22 protein-coding genes and 3 pseudogenes are annotated in these 22,852 nt (G+C 61.0%); 12 read left to right on the forward strand and 13 right to left on the reverse strand.

Annotated features, from left to right (window positions below; all coding sequences use genetic code 11):
• Positions 1-45: 45 nt before the first annotated feature.
• Together ACR3FF_RS11810 and tnpA are read right to left on the reverse strand one after the other, a co-directional pair.
• Positions 46-1,319 (reverse strand): annotated as a pseudogene (locus ACR3FF_RS11810) (RNA-guided endonuclease InsQ/TnpB family protein).
• Complete coding sequence (gene tnpA, locus ACR3FF_RS11815; RefSeq protein ID WP_458188227.1) at positions 1,316-1,747, reverse strand: IS200/IS605 family transposase; 432 nt, start codon at positions 1,745-1,747, stop codon at positions 1,316-1,318. The pseudogene ACR3FF_RS11810 and the gene tnpA overlap by 4 nt, the downstream one beginning before the upstream one ends.
• Before the next feature lie 180 nt (positions 1,748-1,927).
• Between tnpA and ACR3FF_RS11820 the strand changes: the two genes are divergently transcribed.
• Positions 1,928-2,053 carry a hypothetical protein gene (locus ACR3FF_RS11820; protein WP_458188228.1) on the forward strand — a complete coding sequence of 42 codons (126 nt, stop codon included), beginning with the start codon at positions 1,928-1,930 and terminating at the stop codon, positions 2,051-2,053.
• 18 nt (positions 2,054-2,071) lie between these two features.
• Here the strand turns inward: ACR3FF_RS11820 and ACR3FF_RS11825 are convergent, their stop codons facing one another.
• Entirely contained in the window at positions 2,072-2,494 is a 423-nt protein-coding gene (locus ACR3FF_RS11825; protein ID WP_458188229.1) for a hypothetical protein, read from the reverse strand.
• Between the two features lie 143 nt (positions 2,495-2,637).
• Between ACR3FF_RS11825 and paaK the strand changes: the two genes are divergently transcribed.
• Positions 2,638-3,927, forward strand: coding sequence for a phenylacetate--CoA ligase PaaK (gene paaK, locus ACR3FF_RS11830; protein WP_458188230.1), 1,290 nt, complete (start codon positions 2,638-2,640; stop codon positions 3,925-3,927).
• Between the two features lie 61 nt (positions 3,928-3,988).
• Here paaK and ACR3FF_RS11835 read toward each other — a convergent pair whose 3' ends face one another.
• The 4 genes and pseudogenes from ACR3FF_RS11835 to paaI form a co-directional block, all read right to left on the reverse strand.
• Complete coding sequence (locus ACR3FF_RS11835; protein WP_458188231.1) at positions 3,989-4,888, reverse strand: universal stress protein; 900 nt, start codon at positions 4,886-4,888, stop codon at positions 3,989-3,991.
• 155 nt (positions 4,889-5,043) lie between these two features.
• Positions 5,044-5,619, reverse strand: a complete 576-nt coding sequence (locus tag ACR3FF_RS11840) for a LiaF transmembrane domain-containing protein (RefSeq protein ID WP_458188232.1) — start codon at positions 5,617-5,619, stop codon at positions 5,044-5,046.
• A gap of 55 nt (positions 5,620-5,674) precedes the next feature.
• Positions 5,675-6,775: pseudogene (locus tag ACR3FF_RS11845) on the reverse strand (RNA-guided endonuclease InsQ/TnpB family protein); the annotation flags it as partial.
• A gap of 175 nt (positions 6,776-6,950) precedes the next feature.
• Positions 6,951-7,343: a hydroxyphenylacetyl-CoA thioesterase PaaI gene (gene paaI, locus ACR3FF_RS11850; RefSeq protein ID WP_458188233.1), complete on the reverse strand. Its 393-nt coding sequence runs from the start codon at positions 7,341-7,343 to the stop codon at positions 6,951-6,953.
• Between the two features lie 51 nt (positions 7,344-7,394).
• Between paaI and ACR3FF_RS11855 the strand changes: the two genes are divergently transcribed.
• Positions 7,395-7,856 carry a MaoC/PaaZ C-terminal domain-containing protein gene (locus ACR3FF_RS11855; RefSeq protein ID WP_458188234.1) on the forward strand — a complete coding sequence of 154 codons (462 nt, stop codon included), beginning with the start codon at positions 7,395-7,397 and terminating at the stop codon, positions 7,854-7,856.
• Positions 7,857-8,084: 228 nt separating this feature from the next.
• On the opposite strand, the gene ACR3FF_RS11860 is transcribed toward ACR3FF_RS11855, so the two are convergent.
• Positions 8,085-10,076 carry a hypothetical protein gene (locus ACR3FF_RS11860; RefSeq protein WP_458188235.1) on the reverse strand — a complete coding sequence of 664 codons (1,992 nt, stop codon included), beginning with the start codon at positions 10,074-10,076 and terminating at the stop codon, positions 8,085-8,087.
• Positions 10,077-10,216: 140 nt separating this feature from the next.
• Here ACR3FF_RS11860 and ACR3FF_RS11865 point away from each other — a divergent pair, with 140 nt between their 5' ends.
• From ACR3FF_RS11865 to ACR3FF_RS11885, 5 genes are all read left to right on the forward strand, one after another.
• Complete coding sequence (locus tag ACR3FF_RS11865) at positions 10,217-11,092, forward strand: amidohydrolase family protein (RefSeq protein WP_458188236.1); 876 nt, start codon at positions 10,217-10,219, stop codon at positions 11,090-11,092.
• A gap of 75 nt (positions 11,093-11,167) precedes the next feature.
• Positions 11,168-11,374, forward strand: coding sequence for a DUF4177 domain-containing protein (locus tag ACR3FF_RS11870; protein ID WP_458188237.1), 207 nt, complete (start codon positions 11,168-11,170; stop codon positions 11,372-11,374).
• Positions 11,371-12,384, forward strand: a complete 1,014-nt coding sequence (locus tag ACR3FF_RS11875) for a DUF7972 family membrane protein (protein ID WP_458188239.1) — start codon at positions 11,371-11,373, stop codon at positions 12,382-12,384. The genes ACR3FF_RS11870 and ACR3FF_RS11875 overlap by 4 nt, the downstream gene beginning before the upstream one ends.
• A complete protein-coding gene (locus ACR3FF_RS11880) occupies positions 12,381-12,842 on the forward strand; it encodes a twin-arginine translocation signal domain-containing protein (protein ID WP_458188240.1) in 462 nt (153 codons plus the stop codon). The genes ACR3FF_RS11875 and ACR3FF_RS11880 overlap by 4 nt, the downstream gene beginning before the upstream one ends.
• A 238-nt stretch (positions 12,843-13,080) precedes the next feature.
• Complete coding sequence (locus tag ACR3FF_RS11885) at positions 13,081-14,358, forward strand: RNA-guided endonuclease InsQ/TnpB family protein (protein ID WP_458188252.1); 1,278 nt, start codon at positions 13,081-13,083, stop codon at positions 14,356-14,358.
• 45 nt (positions 14,359-14,403) lie between these two features.
• Here the strand turns inward: ACR3FF_RS11885 and ACR3FF_RS11890 are convergent, their stop codons facing one another.
• Positions 14,404-15,081, reverse strand: a complete 678-nt coding sequence (locus ACR3FF_RS11890) for a hypothetical protein (protein WP_458188241.1) — start codon at positions 15,079-15,081, stop codon at positions 14,404-14,406.
• Between the two features lie 126 nt (positions 15,082-15,207).
• Positions 15,208-15,906 carry a hypothetical protein gene (locus ACR3FF_RS11895; protein WP_458188242.1) on the reverse strand — a complete coding sequence of 233 codons (699 nt, stop codon included), beginning with the start codon at positions 15,904-15,906 and terminating at the stop codon, positions 15,208-15,210.
• 108 nt (positions 15,907-16,014) lie between these two features.
• On the opposite strand from ACR3FF_RS11895, the gene ACR3FF_RS11900 reads away from it, so the two are divergent.
• Positions 16,015-16,413: a DUF7347 domain-containing protein gene (locus ACR3FF_RS11900; RefSeq protein ID WP_458188243.1), complete on the forward strand. Its 399-nt coding sequence runs from the start codon at positions 16,015-16,017 to the stop codon at positions 16,411-16,413.
• A gap of 129 nt (positions 16,414-16,542) precedes the next feature.
• Here ACR3FF_RS11900 and ACR3FF_RS11905 read toward each other — a convergent pair whose 3' ends face one another.
• Positions 16,543-17,307 (reverse strand): enoyl-CoA hydratase/isomerase family protein, encoded by a 765-nt coding sequence (locus ACR3FF_RS11905; RefSeq protein WP_458188244.1) that lies wholly within the window; start codon positions 17,305-17,307, stop codon positions 16,543-16,545.
• Between the two features lie 55 nt (positions 17,308-17,362).
• On the opposite strand from ACR3FF_RS11905, the gene ACR3FF_RS11910 reads away from it, so the two are divergent.
• Together ACR3FF_RS11910 and ACR3FF_RS11915 are read left to right on the forward strand one after the other, a co-directional pair.
• Positions 17,363-17,746: a PaaI family thioesterase gene (locus ACR3FF_RS11910; RefSeq protein WP_458188245.1), complete on the forward strand. Its 384-nt coding sequence runs from the start codon at positions 17,363-17,365 to the stop codon at positions 17,744-17,746.
• A gap of 79 nt (positions 17,747-17,825) precedes the next feature.
• Positions 17,826-19,190 (forward strand): annotated as a pseudogene (locus tag ACR3FF_RS11915) (molybdopterin oxidoreductase family protein); the annotation flags it as partial.
• On the opposite strand, the gene ACR3FF_RS11920 reads toward ACR3FF_RS11915, so the two are convergent.
• Complete coding sequence (locus ACR3FF_RS11920) at positions 19,187-20,941, reverse strand: aldehyde ferredoxin oxidoreductase family protein (protein ID WP_458188246.1); 1,755 nt, start codon at positions 20,939-20,941, stop codon at positions 19,187-19,189. The pseudogene ACR3FF_RS11915 and the gene ACR3FF_RS11920 sit on opposite strands and share 4 nt — an antisense overlap.
• 79 nt (positions 20,942-21,020) lie before the next feature.
• On the opposite strand from ACR3FF_RS11920, the gene mobA reads away from it, so the two are divergent.
• Complete coding sequence (gene mobA / locus ACR3FF_RS11925) at positions 21,021-21,638, forward strand: molybdenum cofactor guanylyltransferase (protein ID WP_458188247.1); 618 nt, start codon at positions 21,021-21,023, stop codon at positions 21,636-21,638.
• A 176-nt stretch (positions 21,639-21,814) separates the two neighbouring features.
• On the opposite strand, the gene yqeC is transcribed toward mobA, so the two are convergent.
• Entirely contained in the window at positions 21,815-22,540 is a 726-nt protein-coding gene (gene yqeC / locus ACR3FF_RS11930; RefSeq protein ID WP_458188248.1) for a selenium cofactor biosynthesis protein YqeC, read from the reverse strand.
• Between the last annotated feature and the right edge of the window lie 312 nt (positions 22,541-22,852).

Here is a 22,852-nt window from a genome sequence, read left to right on the forward strand (position 1 = left end):
TCCTCCCCGCGCTAAAGCGCGAGGATTCCTCCGTTGGGGGTTCGGCTACCGACCCACGGAGGCAACTTGCGGGTTCGTGCGCACTTCTTTGGGACTTTCGTGAGGGTGGGTTTCCCCGACCACTCGTGGTCGTCCCACTCGAATCGCACGGGCCGTGCCATCGGCCTGAGTTCGCAATCGCTGTTTTCTCGAAGGAACGTCTCAGACGCCATGCGGTCAGCGTGGCCCTCGAATCCACACGGACACGTCAGCGTATCCTCGTGGCGAATCGTCGCGTCGTGGTCGCCACACTCGGGACACGTCTGACTCGTCCACGCTTCCGACTCGGCTTCGAGAGAGATGCCGTACTCTTCACAGACACACGCGAGACGGTGGATGAACTTCTTGAACGCCCAGAAGTTGTGCGTCTTCTCGTTCACCCTGACCGACCAGTGCGTTTCCAGCACGTCAGTCAAGTCGCCCACCTACACCGTCGCCACGCCTTCCTCGTAGAGTCGTTCAACGAGATCGCGCACCAGTGCGTTCTGTGCGTGGTCACGGCGCTTCGTCCGCTGTCGGTACAGCCGTCGAATCCGTTTGGAACTGTAGCGTCCCTCTCGGAGTTTCGACTGTAGGCGGGCGATTTCGTCGGTCGTCTCGCGGAACCGTCCGAACAACTCCCGACCGTCGTAGAGGTACTGGTTCCCAGTGGTCGTGGAACAGGCGACGAGATTGTTTGCGCCAACGTCGAGGGCGGCTTCGTGGGAAGCCAGTGGTGAATCCAGTCGAGAATCATCGACGGTGACTGGTTGGAAAGCCCTGAACGTGTCGCTAACCTCGTCGTACTCAAGTTCCAGACGACCCTGTTTGCCGTCCCACTTCGGGGTGCCTCGGACTTTGAGGCGGAGTCGTTCGTGGTAGCCGAATCCGTAGTCGTCTTTCAGTTCTTGCCCGACGGGGATTTCGAGGCAGCTTCGCTTGCCCCACTGAATCGTGTACTGGTTGCACCGAATATAGGTGCGGAGTTCGCGTCCGTCCTCCTCGTTGCCCCAGTACGACGGAGGGTTGGCGTACTCGCCGTTCTCCTTGAGGGCGAAGAACGACCGCCACGCTTCGCTGTTCTTGCGCGTGACCTGTCGGACGGTCGCGCTTCCGACGACACCGTTGTAGCGCCCTCGGTACTCGGAGGTGTCCTACACGTCGCCGTCTCCGAAGTAGTTCTGACGATTTTTATAGGTCAGTTCGTTCCACAAGGAGGCGGAGGCGTCAAGTAGCCGTAGAATGCACTCTTTGTCGTTCTCGGTCTGTGGCACGACCTCGAAGGTATTGACGCGCTTCATTCGTCGCCACCTTCCTGTGCAGCGATGTAGCGTTCGACAGTGCCCTTCGAGGTGCTTCCCGCCGTTCCGACGTAGTACGAACGAGTCCACTTCACGCGGTCGTCGTACCGCTGGTTATACTTCCGCGCCGAGATGCCCTTCACCCAGTTGACGATGAGGGACGGGGCGTTCTTCGGTGGACTCCCGATGAACAGGTGTACGTGGTCGGTCATGACCTCGGACTCGGCCAGTTCGAGGCCTTTGTCCTCACAGATTTCCGTGAAGATGGTTTCGAGACGTTCCTTCGTCTTCCCCGTCAGGTGCGAACCCCGATACTGAGCGGAACCCTGTTCCGCGAGGTCAGCGGGACTTTCGGTCCCGCCAGATTTCGGCACGAACACTATGTGATAGTAAAGTTCGTATTGCGCATGACGGGTACTCTTCACCATCTATGCATACTATCACCGTCAGACGGTGTAAAGATTGCGTTGGAACCTCGTCAGTGCCATCGTCGGCGGTTGAATACTGTTGGTCGGCTTCATCTCTGCCCTGAAGGGCGAGGCTTTCGCCTCGAATTTTCCGTAATTCCGCGAGCGACCGACGGGAGGGAGCTATTTTTTGGTGTCTCCGTGAGCGACAAAGGAGCGCGGACGGCTCGTCGGAGCGTGACTCTGTCGGGCGTCGCGGTCGTGGACGAACGGACGACCGCTCGCGTTCGGGTGTCGGTCACCAGTACCTCGGCGGTCAGGAAGTGAGCACACACACACACACACTCAGCGTCTGAGCAGTCGCACTCCACCCCATCCGACGGCGAATCCGACGACAGCGCCACCGACGCCGATGATGCCGAACGCGACCAGCAGTCCCCAGAGCGGTCCGTCCCCGGCACCGGTGCCAGCCACGCCTCGCCAAACGAGCGCTACGACGCCGAACAGAATCGCAGGCATCAGACCGACGGCGAGGCTCACGAGCAACCCGCCACCCCGAAAACCACTGAGTGCTGCGACGACCGGCGGCGCGTAAAAGAACGCGACCGGAAACAGGTTGGACGCCAGACGTGAGCCCCATCCATCACCGAACAGCATCGCGAGCGAGAGAACGAACACGACCCCACCGAACCCACCGACGTAGACCGACCAGTGGCGTGCTCTGTGCTCCGAGCGACCCCACAGGAGTCGTTCCGAGAGAGTTATCATGCGTTCGATGTGCAACGCGAAACGGGATAAACGTTCAGTCGAGTGTCGTGACTAGCGACCCACACCCACCGCAAGAGAGTGGCCGTCGTTCGAGCGAGTGGCGGGTAACAGTTTTGACACCGCCCTTCGAATCGTTCAACAGCATGCCATACAGTGACACCGAGATTGCGTCTCGGGACGAACTGCAAGCACTTCAAGACGAGCGACTGTCCGAAACGGTCGCCCGCGTCTACGAGAACGTTCCGTACTACCGGAACGTCCTGGACGAGGCTGGCGTTTCTCCGGACGACATCGACGGCGTCGACGACATCTCGAAACTCCCGTTCACGACGAAAGAGGACTTTCGCGACGAGTACCCGGACGGACTGTTCGCAGTTCCACACGAGGACGTGCGGCGCATCCACGCCTCCTCGGGGACGACCGGAAAGCCGAAAATCGTCTCGTACACGGAGGGGGACCTTGGCGTCTGGCGTGACGTGATGGCTCGTTCGCTCGTCGCCGCGGATGTCGAACCCGGTCACGTTGTCCAGAATGCCTACGGGTACGGGCTGTTCACCGGCGGACTCGGCTTCCACGACGGTGTCGAAGAACTCGGTGCGTGCGTCATTCCGGTCGGTGGGGGCAACACCGCCCGGCAGATTGACATGCTCCAGGATTTGGAGAGCGACGTTCTCGCCTGTACGCCCTCCTACTGTCTCTATCTCGCGGAGGCGGCCGAAGAACGCGGTATCGACCCGCGCGACCTCCCGCTCTCGACGGTCGTCATCGGCGCGGAACCGTTCACCGACCCGATGCGCGAGGAGATCGAGGAAGCACTCGACGTGACCGCCGTAGACGTGTACGGTCTCTCTGAGATAATCGGGCCGGGCGTCTCCATCGAGTGTGCCGAGGTACAGGAGGGCCTCCACGTCTGGGAAGACCACTTCTACCCCGAAATCGTCGACCCGGACACGGGCGAGGTGCTTCCGGAGGGCGAAGAAGGTGAACTCGTCCTCACGAGTTTGACGAAAGAGGCACTCCCGGTGCTGCGGTACCGAACCGGCGACATGACCTCGCTGAACTACGAGACGTGTGGCTGTGGGCGCACTGCGGTTCGGATGGACAACGTCACCGGGCGGACGGACGACTTGCTCATCGTTCGCGGCGTGAACGTCTATCCGAGCCAGATAGAGGAGGTGATGGTCGACTTGGAGAACGTCGCACCCCACTATCGCATCGACCTCTACCGGCGAGGCAACTTAGACCGCATAGAACTCACCGTCGAGTACCACGAGGATTACGAGGGCACCCACGACGAACTGGAAACGCGCATCCGAGCAGAGATCGAAGAGACGCTGGACGTGAAACCGGACGAAATCGAGGTGGTCGGTCCCGGTGTGGTCGAGCGAACCGAGGTCGGGAAGGTAAAGCGCGTGTTCGACCACCGGGAGTGACGGTTCACGTCGAGGGGCACCGACGTGGCGAATACGCCGAGGCGCGAACCGGCAACCGGGATTAGAGCCACCCACCGAGGAGCGAATCTCGTTTGTGCGGTCGTTCGACGGTGACGACGGTGTTGTGTGCTCCCGTTCGAACGTCGTCGGTGGTCGAACCGAACACGAACTCTTTGAGCCTGTTTTTCTGTGGCGCACCGATTACCGTCACGTCGTAGTAGCGGGACTGTTCGACAATGGTTTTGGCAACGTCGTCGGCTTCGAGCACCCACGTATCCACGTCGTCGAACTCGCCGAGTCGCTCGCGCCCGGCGGCGACGTACTCTTCGGCCTCGGCGCGGGCTCTGTCTCCAGCGTCTTCGGTCACGACGTGGAGGAGTTCGACCCACGCCTCGTGTGCGTTGGCCACCTTTCGAGCCACGTCGACCGCCAGTCCCGAGTGGGAACCACCGGCGATGGGAACGAGCAGCGAAGAGACGGTAGACGACGTGTGGTTTCCACCGACGGTGATGACGTCACAGTCGACGCTCCCGACGATGCGCATGGTAGCGTCTCGTCTGAACGGAGTGTTCGGGGTGGAATCGTCGAGAACGATAGCCCCAGCCGAAAACTGCTTGCTTGCCTCCCGAACGACAGCGGAGAACGTCCGCCCCGTTCGGACCGTACTCCGTGCCTCGACTTTCGTCGACGGGTCGAGCGACGTTTGCAAGAGTTGCTGTGCGACGGTTCGATGTTCGTCCAGCACCTCTTCAGAGTGGTCGATAGCCACTCCGGACGGTCGGACGACGGCGTTAACGAGAATCAAGTCACCATCCATCTCGTTCGCGAGGCTCGCGGCGAAGTTTATCACCCGGTCGTCGGCCGTTCCGTCCGAGAGTGGAAGGACGACGTTTCGCCGGGTGATCTGACTGTCCCCCGTGTACAGGAACGACGGAGTCCACGGTGTGGGACTTACGTTCATACTCCACGACTCTTACTGATAGGCCATAAATCGCAGGGTCTACTCTCATATTTCTGAATATAGTATAGGAGAGAGGTGGAAAATTCACAAAGAATACGAAGTCGGTGTCGACGTCGGGGTGCCGGCGGTGGTAACCCGTGACGCCAGTTCGTCGGTCAGTCGGACACTTCGACGGCACCGAACGCCGCGAATCCGGTCACGACGAGATCGATTTCGCCGTGTCGTTTCTCACTGCGCGCGCGTTCGTCACCGGCACCGCCGAACACCGGGAGCACGTCGACATCGACGTTCCACTCGCGCGGGACGACGACGTCGACGACGCCGAACAGGGCGTTCGCGGTTACGTGGACGGGACGGTTTTCGAGCGTCGCGTCTCGGAGGTCGAGTTCGACCCCGCCGAACAACGCGGTCAGGTCACCGCCGACGAACGGTCGAGCGGTCACTCGCTGGTCGCGGCCGCCGAAGATAGCGAGCGTGCTGACGTACTCGCCTTCGACTCTCTCGACCCGGTTTTGCATCCGACCGAGGATGACCGACAGACCGAAGACGATGAGCAGGATGGGCCAGAACTGTACGACGTCCGCTCCGGCCACGACGTCGAGGGCTACGAGTTGCCACGCGCCTGCGATGGCGATGACGACGAGGGGGCCGGCGACGTTGTGGAATCTACTGGTGACGAGCGCGTAGAGGCCTACGAGGACGAACAGCGTCGGAACGTAGTCGAGTAGCATCGTCGTATCGGCCACCCCTATCGTGTCGAGAAGTAACAGGATGCCGAGCAGGACGATCTGCGTTCATCGTCGTCTCGCACGATGAACAGACGTACAGACCGCGCTCCACACGGTTGCTGTCACGAATCTGCCCGCAACACGAACACGTCTTGCTCGTGTTCTCCTCATCTACGCGGTCAACGAGGATACCGTGTTCTTCGGCCTTGTATTCAAGCAGATTCGTGAAGCGGTTGAACTCCCAGCCGTGGAGTTTCTTGTTCCCCGATGCACTCCAATTCCGAGACTCTCCATCGTCGTCCTCTCGAATGTCGCTGAGGTCGCCAACCGCGATCTTCTCCACCCCTTCTTTGACACACCGTTGCACGATGTGTTTCGAGAGGGTGTGGAGAAAGTGGTCTTTACGTCGGGAGAGCTTCCGACGAGCCTTCAACGCCTGCTTCGACGGGCCGTTCTCGCCTTCGGTCTGGTACTCCTCGCGGGTGAAGTAATGCTTGTCTTCTTTCAGCACGTTCCCCGGATACAGCTCACCTGCGCCATCTTTGTAGTCGATGGCGAGGTAGTTGCTGATGCCGAGGTCGATACCCACCGTCTTGTCGCCGGGCGCGTCCCCAACAGGAATTTCTTTCTTGCAGACGAAGTGGAGTTCCTACCGGTCGCCGTTCCAGACGGTACGTACTTGCTGGATGTTTTCGACTTGTACGTCGGGGGGGTTTCGTACTCCGCGAGGATGAAGTCTGACCGTGACTCTTTCAGGTTGAAGCCTTTCGAGAGGCGAAGTTGACCGTGTTTCTCGTCGTGTTTGATTCCCTTTTGTTTCCACGTGACGGTGGAACGCGGGTGTCGGTCGCCACGTTTCCGGTAGCCGGGTGGGTTGTTGCCGTCATCGGAGTTGTACCAGCCGGTGAACGCTTCAGCAAGTTCTTCGAGAACTCGCTGACTTGACTGAGAATGCAGGTCACTGTAGCGTTCGTGGGCTTTCAACTCCGATTTCAGTTCGCCGTCATCGGGGATTTCGCCATCACCATCCCACCGTTGTTGGATGTAGTAGCGGCCGACGTTCCACAGTTTCGAGGCGGAGAACCCGCACTGGTCGAGGTCGATGAACCTGACTGTGGTTCGTAATTTTGGCGACGTATGTGCGGGTTGTCTCCAGCATCGGACTGTGTTCATAACACATTATGAGACAGAGATAATTAATGGCTGGGTTTGGCGTGGAATATCCGACCCTGTCGGTATCGGTGGAATGTGTCACTCAGTAGCGGCGCGTATCCACGGCCTAAAGGCCGTGGTATTGCGCCTATTCAGCGTATAAGGTCCTGAGATAGCACTTGTCAAGGTTTGTACACGCGACCGCGGAAGATGGCGACTCGCTCGTCGTCGGCGGTCACGTCTACCCGGTACGACGCAGTGCTCCGACTCTCGTGTTCCCGTTCTGCGACTGCGACGAGCGTCTCGTCGACGTCCGCCGCCGCCAGATACGAGACGTTCGTCTCCAGCGCGAGCGCCGTCTCACCCTCCGAATTGGACGCCGCCGCGAACGCCGCGTCCGCCAACGAGTAGACGGCCCCGCCGTGGGGCGTCCCGTGGAAGTTCAGCAGGTCCTCGGAGACGTCGAGTTCGGTTCGCGCACTGCCCGGCCCGAGGTCCGTGAGTTCGATTCCGAGCGTCGCACAGAAGGGGTCGGCGGCGATTTTCTCGCGTCGGTCGTCTGGGATATCAGCCATAAATCGGGTCTGTGCAGTAGTTACTTATATTCTACCCGAGTGGGTTTTCGTATGCCGTACAGCTACGAACCCCACTACTTCGAGGACTTCGAGGAGGGACAGACGTTCGAGAGCGTCGGTCGAACCGTCACCGAGTACGACTTCGTGATGCACTCGGCGTTCACGGGCGACTGGACGGAACTCCACACGAACAAACACTACGCCGAAGACGAGTACTTCGGCGAACGCGTCGCCCACGGCCCGATGACGTTCTCGCTCGCCACCGGGTTCGTCTACCGGTGTGGATTCCTAGAGCGCACCGTCCTCGCGTTCCTCGGTATGAACTACATGGACATTCCCGCGCCCGTCTACATGGACGACTCAATCTCGCTCGACATGGAGGTCACCGAGACGAAAGAACTCTCCAGTCGCGAGGACTCCGGCCTCGTCGTCATCGACACCACGATGACCAACCAGGAGGACACCGTCGTCTTCGAGGGCGACATGAAGTTCCTCATCAAGCGCCGCGAGTGAACGGTCGAACCCGGACATTTCGGGTCAGAAATCGATAGATGCGTTTTTGACCGCTTCGAGCCCTCTATCGACGTGAGCATACTCCTCCTGCTGTTTGGTACGTTCGCTCACGTCGAGTCACTCTCATCGAACGGATTATACGGCTGGGTGGGGCACAACGAATGAACTACACCGGACCTCACAACCGAAAATAGAACGTCGAATCGTGACGGTTTTTGGCTCAGGTGATCATCGTATCTCTACGCTGTCCACGTAGAAGCGCTCCCCACATCCGAGATACGCATCGTAACCGACCCCACCGTCCACCCACGCCAAATCGGTCGCCGAGACGCGAGCGATACGATTTCCGCCCCCATCGCGGAGCGTCACCATGTGGTCGCCGTTCGCACTCCAGTCTACGACGAGTTCGTACCACGAACCCTGCGAGAGGGTGTATCCCGTCGAATCCGAGTCAAGTCGATAGGCCGTTTCGTCCTTGTACCGGAACAGAATGAGGTCGTTGTTGGCGATATCGACGCGGACGAAATATCGGTTGTCCGGCCCCTGTACACCGTACGAAAGGTTGCTGTCCTTCGCTCCGCCGTCGCCGCGAATCCAGTAGCTAAACGAGTTCCCTGCCTTCGGATACGTCGGTAGACCCGATGTGCTTACCAGTTCCGTGTTCGTCCCGGCGATTTCGAGGGCGTTCGTTCCCCCTTTTGTCGGCGACGAAACGATGCTCGCCCCCGATTCGCCGCGGTCGAACGTGTACTCCGTGAGAGTGCCATCCTCGAATCCATCGACCACCGTCGTCGGAGAGTACGAACACGATGGCGGCGAACATGACGCGCCGGTTTCGTTACGCCGACGAACGACGTTGCTGGAGTTATCGAGTACGATGCGGTCTCCGGTTACGTCGAACGAACTGTCCACGACGCGACTTCCATCGCAGTACTGTAGCAAGATTCCGTCGCGACCGGAGCCGGTCTGCTCGATACAGCAGGATTTAAACACCGAGTCCGGACGACCGTAGGCACGGAGCGCGGCGCTTCCGGGATACCCGCCTGACGTGTGCGAGGCATTTCCGGTCACTTGTACGTTTACACACCGAACTGGTGCCGGAGCCGTGTCCGGTTGCACAGCATACATCGCCGCCGTCTCGTCGGTGTCGACTCGAATCCGAGCGTCGCATATTTGGTGTGTTCCGCCTCCGACGATGACGATGCCGCCGTCGCTAACCGTATCCGCGGTGAGGTTCACCTCGCAGTTCGCAACCGTGGTATCGCGTGCGAACAGCCAGATTCCCCGCATGTTCGTGGGAAACGAGTCGTCGGAGTGGGGCGTGTCCACGGTTACACAACAGTCCCGGACCTCGCTTCCCGCGCCGGCGAGGCGGACGTTCGAGATGTTGTTGTTCTGGTAGCATCCGCCGATAACACGGACGGGTCCGGTACTTTTGCTCGACTGATAGAGACCGTTGTTCGGAAACCCCTCCAGGTGACAGTTCCGGAACTTCAATTCGCCCGTCGTGTTCATCTCGACGAAGGTTCCGACGGCTCCGCTCCCGTCGGGCGCACCGTCGGGCGCGCGGAGGTTCTTCACGAGCCCGCGTCCGGACGGCGTTCGGACACCGAACAAAAACGGCCCTCGCGAACCGTCGTGACTCCCGCGATGGAGAACGTCCCGGACGAGCAGTCCGTCGTCGACGATGAGTTGCATTCTCGGCGCTTCCGAAGCGCCGCCGACATCGTGTCTCAGGCCCTCGTAGAGGAGGTTGGACGAATCTTTTCCGCCGAGTGATAGCCACATCGCACCGGAACTCGGCGTAACGTCATCTGCCGTATCGAGAACGATGGTCGCACCCGGGTCGATGCCGACCATGCCGAAATCGTGAAGTCCATTACCGAAGTCGAACGTGAAGTCGGTGACGAGGAACTCGCCCTGTGGGAACTCCAGTTTCGTATTGTTCTGGATGTTGTCCTCGAGGATATCGTCGATCGGTTCTCCACCTGTCGGGTCCATTCCGAGGTCGTCAACGACGTTGTATACGGTATCGAACTGGAAATCGTCAGTCGTCACGGTTTGGGAAGTTACATCGTCACCGGATTGCGCGCCGGTCGCCGTCGATGCGGCACCGCCAAGTGTTGCACCAGATATCAGCGACCCGCTTGCCAGTTTCAGATACGACCGCCGACCGACCGTAGGGGCCTCGGAAATTGATTTATCAGTGGGATTCGGCATAATAACCACCTTCGACGATTTTATTTATAAAATTAGTTCATATATAATTTATTAAAATTATATTTCACAAATGTAGAGCAGCTGAAGGACGTGAGGTCGTGTTGCCTATCTTTTTAATGACGATGCGAGAACGGTCACGTATGCCAATCGACATCCTCGCAGACGAAGACGAACCGCGAATCATCGACACCCACGCCCACCAGCCGACGAAGGAGTTCCTGGAGGACGCCGGCGGGCAGATGATGGAGGACGCCGCGAACAAGTTCGGCGCGAAAATGGAGACGGACACCTACGACTCGCTCGTCTCCGAGTACCACGAAGCCGGAATCGGCAAGACGGTGTTGCTCGGGTGGGACGCCGAGACAAACACCGGAAATCCCCCCGTGCCGAACGACTACGTCGCCGAGATACGCGACGAGTATTCGGATTTCTTCGTCGGGTTCGGGAGCGTCGACCCGCTGAAAGACGACTGCGTCGAGGAGGCAGAGCGCGTCGTCGAAGACCTCGACCTCTCCGGGTTCAAGTTCCAGCAGATCGCACAGGGATTCGACCCGAGCGCCCCCGAACACGAGGAACTGTTCTCGACCATCGAAGACCTCGGGGTTCCGGTCGTCTTCCACGGCGGCAACTCCACGCTCGGTGCGGGCGCGCCCGGTGGCAGAGGGCTGAAAATAAAGTACGGCAATCCAATGCTCATCGACGACGTCGCCGCAGAACACCCAGACCTCCAGATTCTCATCGCACACCCCGCCTTCCCGTGGGAACAGGAGCAACTCGCCATCTGCCAGCAGAAGGGCAACGTTTACATGGACCTCTCGGGCTGGTTGCCGAAGTACATCGACGACCAGGTGCTCCACTACGCGCGAACCCTGTTGCAGGACAAGGTGATGTTCGGCACCGACTACCCGATGATTCGTCCGCAGAAGTGGCTGAACCAGTTCGAAGAACTCGACTTCCCCGAGGACGTCCAGCGTAAGATTCTGTGGGAGAACGCCGAAGGGTTCCTCGGGCTCTAACACCACGAAAGTTCACGACTGATACGTCTGCGGGCCACAACCCTCTTTCTTCGAGGCGGTAGAACACCACTCGTGATGCAACACGCGTCCGAACAGTGGGAGTACCACACCATCAGGCCGCCCAGGGGGGCGACGAAGAAGGAGTCTATCGACCCCGTCAGCGACCTGAACGACCTCGGGGAAGACGGGTGGGAACTGGTCGAGACCATCGAATACGTCGGGGGTGGAACGAAATATCTCGTCTTCAAGCGACCGGCACGCTCGGGTGACGACGCAGAATGAGTGACAACGAGATAAGTACCGCGAACACGATGCGCGAACGGGCGGGAGAGAGCCGCGTAAAGCTGTGGCTCGTCCTCGGTGCGCGACGTCTCGTGGTGACGGGGGCTATCGCGTTCATCTTCTTCGTCTCGTTCGTCGTCGCCGGGACGTTCCTCTACCCGCCGCTGAAATCCGAAATCGCACGGACGGACACCATCGAGACGCTGTTCTCGACGATGATTGGCGGGATAATCACCGGGACGACGCTGGTCGTCACCATCAGTCAACTCGTCATCTCCCAGGAGAACGGCCCGCTCGGTGACCAACGCCAGCGGATGAGTGAAGCGATGGACTTTCGCAACTTCGTCGGGGAGATGCTCGGACACACGACGCCCTCCGACCCGTCGACGTTTCTCCGAAAGATAATCGACACGACGGAGAGTCGAGCGACAGCGCTCCGGAACTCGGTCAGCGAGGGCGGAAACGAAGAGTTGTGTGCGGAACTGGACGAGTTCATCGACAGTCTGACCGGCAACGCGGAGACGGTCAAAGACGAACTCGACGGCGCGAAGTTCGGCACGTTCGACGTGCTGTTCGCGGCGCTCGATTTCAACTACTCGTGGAAGATTTTCCACGTCGAACGGATGCGAGACGACTACGCCGACGACCTCACGGACGAACAGTACCGGTTGTTCGAGCAGTTGAAGACGTCGCTGTCGATGTTCGGGCCTGCACGCGAACACATCAAGACCCTCTACTTCCAGTGGGCGCTCATCGACCTCTCACAGATGATTCTCTACGCGGCGATTCCGGCACTGTTCGTGGCCGGGGGCATGCTCGCGTTCGTCGGAAGCGGAACGTTCGACGGCACGACGTTCGGCTTCACCAACATCCTCCTGGTCGTCAGCGGGGCGTTTACCATCACGCTCGTCCCGTTCTTACTACTCGTCGCGTACATCCTGCGTATCGCCACGGTCGCGAAACGAACGCTCGCCATCGGGCCGCTGATTCTCAGGGACTCACAACGATGACGGGGGACGAACCAACGGAGGGAGGCGAGCGAACCGAACGCGACGGGCGAGCCGAAACCGACCAGACGGCGCTCTCCCGGCGGTCCCTCCTCGGAGCATCGGTCGGTGCCAGTGTCGCAGGACTCAGTGGTTGTGTCACGCTCAGTCCGACCGTGAGCGTGTCGGGACTGTCCGGTTCGTCCGTCTTCGAGCGCGTCTCGGTCAGCGAACCGTGGGCGAGTGGACGGGTGTCGGCGAAAGTCAGTCTCACCCCGACGGCGACCACGGAACTCGGCGTCCGTGGGCTGACGGTCGTTCATTCGGACGGCTCGGAGTTCGATACGGCCTCGGTTCAGAGCGGACAGACGAAAAAGAAGCTATTTCTTCCCGTGGGGAAGTCGACGCTCACCGCTGTCGACTTCGACGGCGAGACGGTCGATAGCGTCACAGTCACCGTCGGCGGTAGAAAACTCTTCTGAGACGTGTACCCCGGCTCTCCGCGAGCGAGAGGATTATACGAAATCGAGGAGAATACCTGACCCTTTAGGGTCAGGATGAATCCGACACTACTCTACACCAACCACCGTTCGATTGCCCGGCCGGATATTCCATGCTCTAACCCAAATTTTTACAATACGACGCTCCATAATCCGTTATGGAGACGTTTCACGAATGCACATCCATCGTACTTACCGGGCGAAAATCCGCTCCACTTGACTGTGGTCACGGATTTTCGCCCGGCACGGATGGAGTGCATCGAAACTGTGGAACGTCGCAAACTATCACTCCCGCCAAATGTGGGATGACACGGGCGAGATTCCCGATGATTCTGATTTGAAACGCGAGTTGAAGACCCATCCAAAATACAAAGGACTCCATTCGCAGTCCAGTCAGCGCATTCTGGAGGAACTCGCTGAAGCCTTCAACTCGTGGTACGGCAAACGCAAGAACGACTCTCGTGCAAATCTGCCCGGCTACCGCAAACGCAATTACTACGACGACGATGGAAACCGCGTCCACGAAGAACACCCGCGTTCGACCGTGACGTGGAAACAGAAAGGTATCCGTCACGACACCAAGCACAACCGAGTGAGACTCTCGAAAGGTGCGAACCACAAAGACCACCCGCGAGACTGGGACTACATCCTTGTTGAATACGAAACTCGCTCCGGTGTCACGGTCGAGAACCTGCAACAAGTCCGTGCAGTCTACGACAAGGCGAATGGTCGCTGGGAACTACATCTCGTGTGCAAACACGAAGTCGAGACGCCCGACTCCCCCGGTACTGAGACGGCTGGCATCGACCTCGGCATCTGTAACTTCGCGGCGGTTGCGTACAGCACCGAGGAAGCCGACTTGTATCCCGGCAACCGCCTAAAACAGGACGGCTACTACTTCCCGAAAGAAATAGCCGAATGCGACGAATCAGGCGGGTCTGAGGCCACCAGACTTCACCGCAAATGGTCGGAGCGCCGCGCACACTTCTTCCACAGCCTCGCCAAACACATCGTAGAGAAGTGTATCAAGCGTGGCGTGGGGCGTATTAACATCGGGAAGCTCGCTGGTGTCCGTGAGGATGAGAACGGCGACTCGAAGAACCGGGGTCGCCACGGAAACCTCGACTTGCACGGCTGGGCGTTCGACCGCTTCACCAAAAATCTCACGTATAAGGCGAAAGTCGAAGGAATTGAAGTCGTAGACGTTTCAGAGCGCGACACGAGTAAGACGTGTTGCGTCTGCGGTAGAGAAGACGACAGTCAGCGCATTGAACGCGGTCTGTACGTATGCGAAGAGTGTGACGCGGCGTTCAACGCGGACGTGAACGGGGCGGAGAACATCCGCCTCAACATCAACGAAGCAGAAAGTAACTCCAAGTCCTCGACCGATTTGGTTGGGGATAGGAGTACCGGCTGGTTGGCACAGCCCGGAGTCTACCTTCATGACTTGTCTCACGGATTCTCACCGAGGGACCAAGTGGTAGACTGCAAACCCTAATATCCCAACGCTCGGGATTCCCGCGTCTTCAGGCGCGAGAGGATGTCAACCAAGTCGTCGTCGGTGAAGCCGCGAGAGACGACTCCTCGATTTCGACCTGCGGTATCGGCGATACTGATAGACGATACCTGACCCGACGAGGAGGAGCCAGACGGCGGGGTTCGTCCCGAGAGACGTCCACACGTCCGACTGGAAGACCGGGAGCAAACCGCTCCAGTGGCGCACGAGTCGTTGCAGTATGCTCGCGCCAAGGAAACTCGTTCCGACCGCCAAGAACGGGAGGTAGAACTGCCAGACCAGGATTCCAACGATTCCGCCGACGACGACCGACCCGAAGACGGGAGTGAGGGCTCCGGAACCGAGTGACAGCGAGGACACCGAGTGGAGGAGGTCGGTGTTGCCAAGCATCGAGTACGCGACGGCTGACGAGACGGCGAAACTGAGCGCGACGATGGCGAATCGCTGCGTGGAGTGAGCGATGCGACTCCCGACGAGACTGCCGACGAGGGCACCGACCAGTGAAATCAGTATCACGTCGGGTGCGGAGATACCGGCTGCTGGCGCGACGAGCGTCCGTCCGACGAAACTTCCCAACAGGGCACCGCCGAGTCCGCCGATCAACGACGTGAGTCGCGTGACGACGGAGTAGCCGAAGTACGTGAACGCGAGGCCGAGCCCCGTCGCCAGTACCGCGACCGCCGTCGTGAGAGAATCTACTACCATCGGATTCGTATCTCACAAACTCGCGTTCGATTCCATTAAATGACGTGGTAGAATTTCACCCGTAGAGGCACAGTTCATCGAATCGAGAGCTGGATTCCGATTCGGGTTTCGACGAACGAGCGAGTATCAGGACTCCGATGATTCGCCCGTCGGATTCTCGTCGAGCCACGTCTCTAGTTCCTCCCGGTAGGCCTCCCACTCTGAGAGCAGTCGGTCGTACTCCTCACGGGCCGAGTCAGCCCCTTCGTAACTGGCGAGCGATTTCAGTCGGTTTTTCATCCCTTTCAGACAGGCATCGGTTTCGTCGTACCAGTCGTAGCCACACTGAACCATAGCGTCGTGATACACCGTCCAGAAGCCGATTCCCGGCAGATTTTCGTCGGTTCGCTCAGCGACGGCAGGTAGTTCCTCCTCGAACTCGCGGAGATACGAGAGTGCGAACCGCGCCGTGAGTGGCTTCAGTCGATACTCCCACTCGCCGCCGACTTCGCCTTTCGCGTCCATCTGCTGTTCGAGGAGGCTTTCGTACCCCTCCTCGGGTTCTTCGTATCGCCGGAGAGTCCACGATTCGAGTCCGTCGAATCGATTCCAGTGGTCACTTTCGCTTTCGACCAGCGCGTCCGGGTCGCCTTCGAAGATAATTCGAACCAGTCCGCAATCAGGGCCCGAATCGTACTCCGCGAACTGGCGATACGCCCAATACCAGCCCGTCTCCCAGAAATCACTGGTTTCGAAGCGATGCCAGGCATCCGGGAGATACTTCCGAACGAACCGTTCTTCGTCGGCGGGCGATTCGAGCCGAAATTCGACATCTGCACCTGCCATGTTCGGTGTGCCGGGCGAGAGAAATATATCGTTTCCGCGAACGTTGTTTCTGTAGTCGAGCTAACCAGTTCCAGAAAGTATGTCACGGAGACTGCGTGACGGCTACGCATGCATCCCGAATCACCTGCGATGGACGAGGAAATCGCGGAATCCGCGGTAGACGCACTCGGAACCCTCGCGAGCGAACACCGCATCGCAATTCTCCGCGAACTGGCGACAGCGGACGAACCCCTCGCATTCTCCGAACTGCGCCAGCGAGTAGGAATCCGGGACACGGGTCGGTTCAACTACCATCTCTCCGAACTCCGCGAGCGATTCGTCCGGGAAACCGACGGGAAGTACGAACTCGGTCACGCTGGCGAGCGCGTCGTACTCGCAACCGCCGACTTGGATGCAGATGGGGCCGTCGCGCTTGCCGAAGCAGGCACGGAGCGAAGCGACGAGTGTGCAGTTTGTGGCGAAGAAGACTGCAATCGCGTTATCCACGTCCATCTGTCGGGAGTGTAAAATAATTTATCCGTCATTTCGTAGAGCGACATGCGATGTATGGATTCGAGATTCGACTACGGACGACGACGAGCGAGTGTCAAAATATCGAATTGAGGCCTTTCGACACCGCGACTTGACTCCCCCGAATCACTCGAACTCGGGGTCCCGTCCCTCCAGGAACGCCGAGACACCTTCCGCGTGGGCGGGCATATCGTAGGCCTGCGATTGAATCATCGTCTCGTAGTCCAGCGCTTCACGCCAATCTTTGCCGAGATTCTCGTGGAGCGCTTGCTTGCCGAGCGCGATGGTTCGGGTCGGCTGTTCGGCCAACTGGTCGGTTAGCTCCGTCACTCGGATGTCGAGTTGTTCGTCCGGCACGACTTCGTTCACGATATCCAGTTCGGCAGCCTCGGCCGCCGAAATCAGTTCGCCCGTGAACGCGAGTTCCTTTGCCTTCCGCAGCCCCACGAGTCGCGGCAGGAGGAAGGTCCCGCCCATGTCGGGGATGAGACCGACGTTGATGAACGACGCCGCGAAGCGAGCCGATTCGGTGGCGTACGCGAAGTCCGACGCGGTCACGAGCGCCATCCCCGCGCCGACGGCGTCCCCGTTGACCTTCGCCACGACCGGAACCGGGGCAGACAGCACCTCGTGGACGACGCGCGAGAGCGTGTCGCGCACTCGCTCGTAGGCGTCGCGGACGTTCTCCTCGCGCTCGGCCATCGACTGGATGTCACCCCCCGCGCTGAACGCTTTGCCTTCGCCGGTCAACACGACCGCGTCGATGGATTTCGGGTCGCTGTCGGCGAGTATCTCGGCGAGTTCGCCCGCCGCCTCCGGCGTGAACGCGTTACGAACCTCGGGGCGGTCGAACGTCACCGTGCGGATTCCGTCGTCGTCGGAAACGTGCATACGAGAACTGGGTCACTGCACGTACATTTAATTACTCCCCACGTGCAGTCGGGGTATGGACATCGAAGCGTTCTTCGAGGGGATGCCCTTCGCAGACCTGCTCGGCGTGGAAGTGACCGAAGCCGCAGATGGACACGCCGAAGGGAGAGTCGAGATGCGCGAAGAGCTGTCGTGGAATCAGGACCGCCTCATGGCCCACGGCGGCGTCACGTTCACCCTCGCGGACACCGTCGGTGGCGCGGCGCTCGTCTCGCTCAACGACCAGCCCGTACCGACCATCGACATGCGCATCGACTACCTCAGTGCGGGCACGGGCGACCTCTACGCCGAGGCGGATGTGGTCAGAAACGGAAGCGACGTGGGAACCGTGGACGTGAGCGTCTACGACGAAGACGACGAGCACGTCGCGGACGCTCGCGGCGTCTACAAGACCGGATGAGACTGCACCGTCGCGGGCGTACCATCCTCGTGACCGTCCTCGGCGTCGGCCCCACCGGAATCGAAGAACTGGAGCCACCACGCCGGAGAAAGTCGAGGAACTCGCCGGCGTCGCGCTGGACGAGTTGACGTTCGCCGCGGAGACCATCGCCGAGGCCGACACCTGCATCTTCGGGTGGGCGATGGGGATGACCCAGCACGCTCACGGAACGCGAAACGTCCTCGCGCTCACGAACCTCGCACTGGTGACGGGGAACCTCGGCAAACCACGGGCCGGGCTGTCGCCCTTCCGCGGCCAGAACAACGTGCAAGGCGGTGGCGGCGACATGGGGCCTGCCCCGCACACGCTCCCGGGGTATCAGGACCTCTCCGACGACGACGTCCTCGACACGTTCGAGGCCGCGTGGGGCGTCCGCCCGCCGGACGAGGTCGGTCTCCGCCTGCCGGAACAGTACGACGCCATCCTCGACGGACACATCGAAGAGATGTTCATCATGGGCGAGAACCCCGTCCTCTCCGAACCCGACATCCGTGAGGCGGAACACGCCATCGAAGAACTCGACTTCCTCGTCGTACAGGACATCTTCCGCTCGGAGACGGCCGAGTTCGCCGACGTGGTGCTTCCGGCGGCCTCTGCCGCAGAAAAGAGCGGGACGTTCACGAACACGGAGCGTCGGGTACAACGTGTCCGGCCGGCCGTCTCGCCACCCGGCGAGGCGAGACCCGACCTGGACATCCTCTGTGCCCTCGCCGGTCGATTCGGCTTCGACTGGGAGTACGACGGCCCGGCCGACGTGATGGCCGAGATAAACGACCTCGTGCCCATCTACGGCGGCATCACGTACGACCGCCTCGAATCGACGCCGGAGGGTATCCAGTGGCCCTGCGAGGACGAAGACGACCCCGGAACGCCGTTCCTCTACGAAGACGAGTTCAACTTCGAGGACGGCAAGGCCCGGTTCGTCCCGGCGGACTACGCCGGACCAGTCGAACTGCCCGACGAGGAGTACCCGCTGATGCTCACCTCCGGACGGGTGCTCTACCACTGGCACACGGGAACGATGACCCGCCGGGTCGGGGTGCTGATGGACTACGTCCCCGAGAGCTTCGTCACCATCCATCCCGAGATGGCAGACCAACTCGGGGTGAGAGACGACGAGTACGTCCGCGTCGAATCACGACGAGGCGACATCGTGGTGAAGGCGGGCGTCGAAGAGACCTCCGACCCCGGCGTCGTCTTCATCCCGATGCACTTCGTCCACGGGGCGATAAACGAACTCACGCAACACGAACTCGACCCGACCTCCTACATCCCCGAGTACAAGGTCACGAGCGTCAGAATCGAGCCACTCGGTCCGGAACCCGGCGAGGAGCCACTTTCGGTCGAACCGCCGGCGGACGAGTTCGATAGCCGACCCGATGAGGAACGGGCGAGCGACAATTAGCGACCCCCGACCGGGGTGTCGTCGTCGACGACGTCGTCGAGTTCGAGACGTTCGAGCAGACTCCACGTCGGACGTCCCCGTTCGTCCCACCCTCGTCTCTCGTAATAGGTCGAAAGGAGACGCTCGAACTCCTCGGTGGCGAGTCGCGCGCCGTCGTGGGGACCACCGCGGAGCGGTTCGGTGAGGGCCGACGGAAGCGCGTCGTCCGCTCTCGTGAACCCCTCGCGGACGTTGAACAGGCGAGTCATCGTCCAGACTCGCTCGCCGACTCGCTCGTAGTCCGTCGGCGCGTACGCGGAGTCGAGCGACCGTAACCACCCCGTCCCGCGGTCCTCCCACAGCGCCTCGCCCGCGAAGTCGTCTACGACGAGACACCACAGCAGCGACCGCAGGTTCTGTTCCGCGACGACCGCTTTTGCGCGTCGTTCGTCGCTCCACTCGTCGGGGGCGACCACCTCTTCGAGCACCGGACGCGCCCGGCGGTGGCACGCGCCGCGGTCGCTGGTCGCGTACGCCAGCGCCATCGCAGGCGTGGCGCGCGGGTCGTACGTCGGCAAATCCATCGCTTTCACTGCGGGAACGATTCCGGCCCCACCGTACGTTTCGGCCGCCGAATCGACCCCCTCCGCGAGCGCGTCGCCGAGCGAAGACGACCGAAAGGCGATTTCCGAAAGCAGCGTGCGTGCCGTCTCGTCGTCGCCGAACGCAACGTCCCTGTCGAGTAGCCCCTCGTCTGCGGCACGTATCGTCCACGCGATTGCGTTTCCCGCGCTGATGACGTCCAGGCCGAGGCGGTCGCATCTCGAACCGAGGACCGCGACCGCGTCGAAATCGTCGATACCGAGTCCAGCACCGAGCGAAATCGGCGTCGCACCGCGCGGTACCGTCTCTCCCTCGCTACTCTCGACGCGGAATCCTCCCGTGACGGCATCGTTCGGACGTTCACGACCGGTCGCCCGCTCGCGAGCGGTTTCGACCCCCAGTTCGTCCGCCCCCTCGAACGACCCTTCCTGCCAGCCTCTGGTCGGGAGCACGCCGACTTCGTCGGCGAAATCGAGCGTTTCGAGCGTCTCGCTCGACGCCTGCCACCGGCCGACGTCGGTCGTGCGGTAGTGCTCACCGTCGCTCTCTCCCCTCGCCTCGGACGGCGGGTCACCGTCCGCGACGACGGCTTTGAGCCGTTTCGACCCCATGACCGCCCCCGCACCGCCGCGACCGGCGTGGTGGTCGCCGCCGTCGGAGCCGATGGTCGCGTATCGCACGAGTCGTTCACCGGCGGGGCCGACGCAAGCGACCGGTCGGTCGAACGCGTCACAGGTTTCGTCGATGGCCGCACCCCAGAGTTCGTCTGCGGCCTCAACCGTCGCGTCCCCCTCGGAGAGACGAACGACGACGGGGGAGGATGCGACGCCCGAAACGAGGACGCCGACGTGACGGCCGAGCGCGCCACCGAGATGGTCCGGGAACGAACCACCGGCGTACGAATCGAGGAACGTCCCCGTCAGCGGCGACTTGGTGACGACCGCGTACCGAGGTTCGCCCGGAACGACCGCGTTGAGCGGGCCGAGTACGAACAACAGGACGTTGTCGGCGTCGAAGGGGTCGGTCCCCGGGTCGAGTTCCTCGTAGAGATAGCGTGCCGCGAGTCCCTTCCCACCGACGAACTGGCGCAGCCACGCTGTAGGGACCGGCTCGCTCTCGACTCGCCGCGTCGAGAGGTCGACGCGGAGCAATCTGTCGGCAGCGTTCATTCGTCTGCAACTGAGTGCGCAAGCGGCAAAAACCCTCGCGGCCACAGCCTCTTAGCACCTCACTTCCTACTGTCGAGCCATGCCCGCAGGCGTCATACTGGCCGGTGGTCGCTCGACTCGGTTCGGAGCGGCTGACAAAGCCCTCGCCGACCTCGCCGGGGTTCCGATGCTCCGCCGAGTCGCCGATCGCATCGAACGCGTCGTGGACGAACTCGTCGTCAACTGTCGAGACGACCAGCGTGACGCCATCGAAGACGCGATGCAGGGGTATCCGCGTCCGGTACGGTTCGCAATCGACGCCGACCCCGACCAGGGGCCGATGGCTGGAATGCGAACCGGGCTCGCGACCTGCGACTCGGAGTACGCCTTCGTCGTCGCCTGTGACATGCCCTTCGTCGAGCCGTCGCTCGTGAAATTCCTCGTCGACAGTGCCGCGGGACACGAAGCCGCAGTCCCGCAGCTAGAGGATGGGTGGTTCCAGACGACCCACGCCGTGTATCAGACGGAGCCGATGGTCGACGCCTGTACCGCTGCGCTTGAGCGCGGCGAACGGCGAGTCGTCAAACCGCTGTTCGAACTCGACTACGTCGTACTCGAAGAGCGGGAACTGCGAGAACACGGGTCGCTGCGTTCGTTCGAGAACGTCAACACCCGCGAGGAGTTCGCGGCGGCCGTCGAACGACTCGACGCACCCTGACCCTTATCAGTGAAGACGCGGCCACCACCGGTATGCGCTGACCGACGCCGTGGAGCGTCACGTGAGAGTACGGCACACCACTTCACGTCGCTTCGACCGTTCGTCTCACACCGCTGCCGTCTGCTCGCCACCCGTCTGGGACCCCGTTCGCTCGTCCCCCGTTCGCACGGGCCGTCTCATTCGACGACACGCACGACCGGCTCGGCCGCCGTCATCTGCGTGAGCACGACACGGGGAACGTCCGCCCGTGCCAGCACCGCCGCTGCAATCTCTCGACCGGTCGCTTCCAATCGGTCGTCGTCTACCATGTTCACGAGCGGAATCGCGGTCGCTCCGTCGGGAACGTCTTTCATCCCTCCCTGCTCGCTCGCGAGCACTCTGGCCACGTCCTCCGACCGTATCGTCTCTCCTTCCTCGCGGTCGGTGATGGCGGCGACGCGGGCAGGTCGATGGACGAACTCCGCCGTCAGCGGTTTTCCCACCGCTCGCGCGCTCGCCACCGGAACGACGACGTCCGCAGACTGGGGGATTTGCGGTTCGCGTTCGCTCGGTCCCTTCAGCAGCCGCGTCCGTGCCCCGTCGGCTTTCACGAGTATCGCGTCGGCGTCGGCGGTCGCGAGCGACGCGACGGTTTCCGGGTCGTACCCTCGATAGCGGTCGGAACGCTCCCGTTCGGGAACGAGTCCGACGGGCCACTCCGTGACCGTTTCGAGCACGTCCGCAGGAGCGTCGGTGACGAACACCTCTGTCACGTGCTCGTCGAAGATGGGGATTCGCACCGTCGCGGTGACGACGGCCCGGTCGATGCGGTTCGCGAGGGTGTACAGCGTCGATTTCTTCCCACCCGCACCGACGACACACAGCAGACCGGCGTCGGCAGCAAGCGCCTCCACGAGATTCATGTGTCGAAGTTCGAGTGTGGGTTATTTCGTCTTGCTGGTAGCCGAAACGGGAGTGTCGTCCAGTGTGAGGAGGGGAGGAGGGGTATCGACACGAGCAACAGAAATTCGGTCACGTACCCCAACAGTGCCACGCCGTCGGGAAGGTGTCGTGCCTGCGCGACGACCAGATAACCGAACAGCAAAAGTGTGAGTTCTATCTGTCTGTTAGGAGAGAATCCCGCCGTTTACGGCGGGAGTGAATCCGACAACTCCTCCAGAGTCCACCGCCGATGGCAGGCCGGATATTCAGCGTAAATCTGTATCATTAAGTAG

It is taken from the genome of Haladaptatus ordinarius (assembly GCF_054177595.1).

What these genes read in the sequence shown, in the direction of transcription:
- ACR3FF_RS11890 (WP_458188241.1), bottom strand. Translation starts at nt 15,081, where the DNA reads ATGGTAGTAGATTCTCTCACGACGGCGGTCGCGGTACTGGCGACGGGG.
- tnpA (WP_458188227.1), bottom strand. Translation starts at nt 1,747, where the DNA reads ATGGTGAAGAGTACCCGTCATGCGCAATACGAACTTTACTATCACATA.
- ACR3FF_RS11870 (WP_458188237.1), top strand. Translation starts at nt 11,168, where the DNA reads ATGCAACACGCGTCCGAACAGTGGGAGTACCACACCATCAGGCCGCCC.
- ACR3FF_RS11880 (WP_458188240.1), top strand. Translation starts at nt 12,381, where the DNA reads ATGACGGGGGACGAACCAACGGAGGGAGGCGAGCGAACCGAACGCGAC.
- ACR3FF_RS11860 (WP_458188235.1), bottom strand. Translation starts at nt 10,076, where the DNA reads ATGCCGAATCCCACTGATAAATCAATTTCCGAGGCCCCTACGGTCGGT.
- ACR3FF_RS11865 (WP_458188236.1), top strand. Translation starts at nt 10,217, where the DNA reads ATGCCAATCGACATCCTCGCAGACGAAGACGAACCGCGAATCATCGAC.
- mobA (WP_458188247.1), top strand. Translation starts at nt 21,021, where the DNA reads ATGCCCGCAGGCGTCATACTGGCCGGTGGTCGCTCGACTCGGTTCGGA.
- paaK (WP_458188230.1), top strand. Translation starts at nt 2,638, where the DNA reads ATGCCATACAGTGACACCGAGATTGCGTCTCGGGACGAACTGCAAGCA.
- yqeC (WP_458188248.1), bottom strand. Translation starts at nt 22,540, where the DNA reads ATGAATCTCGTGGAGGCGCTTGCTGCCGACGCCGGTCTGCTGTGTGTC.
- ACR3FF_RS11825 (WP_458188229.1), bottom strand. Translation starts at nt 2,494, where the DNA reads ATGATAACTCTCTCGGAACGACTCCTGTGGGGTCGCTCGGAGCACAGA.
- ACR3FF_RS11905 (WP_458188244.1), bottom strand. Translation starts at nt 17,307, where the DNA reads ATGCACGTTTCCGACGACGACGGAATCCGCACGGTGACGTTCGACCGC.
- ACR3FF_RS11855 (WP_458188234.1), top strand. Translation starts at nt 7,395, where the DNA reads ATGCCGTACAGCTACGAACCCCACTACTTCGAGGACTTCGAGGAGGGA.
- ACR3FF_RS11895 (WP_458188242.1), bottom strand. Translation starts at nt 15,906, where the DNA reads ATGGCAGGTGCAGATGTCGAATTTCGGCTCGAATCGCCCGCCGACGAA.
- ACR3FF_RS11840 (WP_458188232.1), bottom strand. Translation starts at nt 5,619, where the DNA reads ATGCTACTCGACTACGTTCCGACGCTGTTCGTCCTCGTAGGCCTCTAC.
- ACR3FF_RS11875 (WP_458188239.1), top strand. Translation starts at nt 11,371, where the DNA reads ATGAGTGACAACGAGATAAGTACCGCGAACACGATGCGCGAACGGGCG.
- ACR3FF_RS11920 (WP_458188246.1), bottom strand. Translation starts at nt 20,941, where the DNA reads ATGAACGCTGCCGACAGATTGCTCCGCGTCGACCTCTCGACGCGGCGA.
- ACR3FF_RS11900 (WP_458188243.1), top strand. Translation starts at nt 16,015, where the DNA reads ATGCATCCCGAATCACCTGCGATGGACGAGGAAATCGCGGAATCCGCG.
- ACR3FF_RS11910 (WP_458188245.1), top strand. Translation starts at nt 17,363, where the DNA reads ATGGACATCGAAGCGTTCTTCGAGGGGATGCCCTTCGCAGACCTGCTC.
- ACR3FF_RS11835 (WP_458188231.1), bottom strand. Translation starts at nt 4,888, where the DNA reads ATGAACGTAAGTCCCACACCGTGGACTCCGTCGTTCCTGTACACGGGG.
- paaI (WP_458188233.1), bottom strand. Translation starts at nt 7,343, where the DNA reads ATGGCTGATATCCCAGACGACCGACGCGAGAAAATCGCCGCCGACCCC.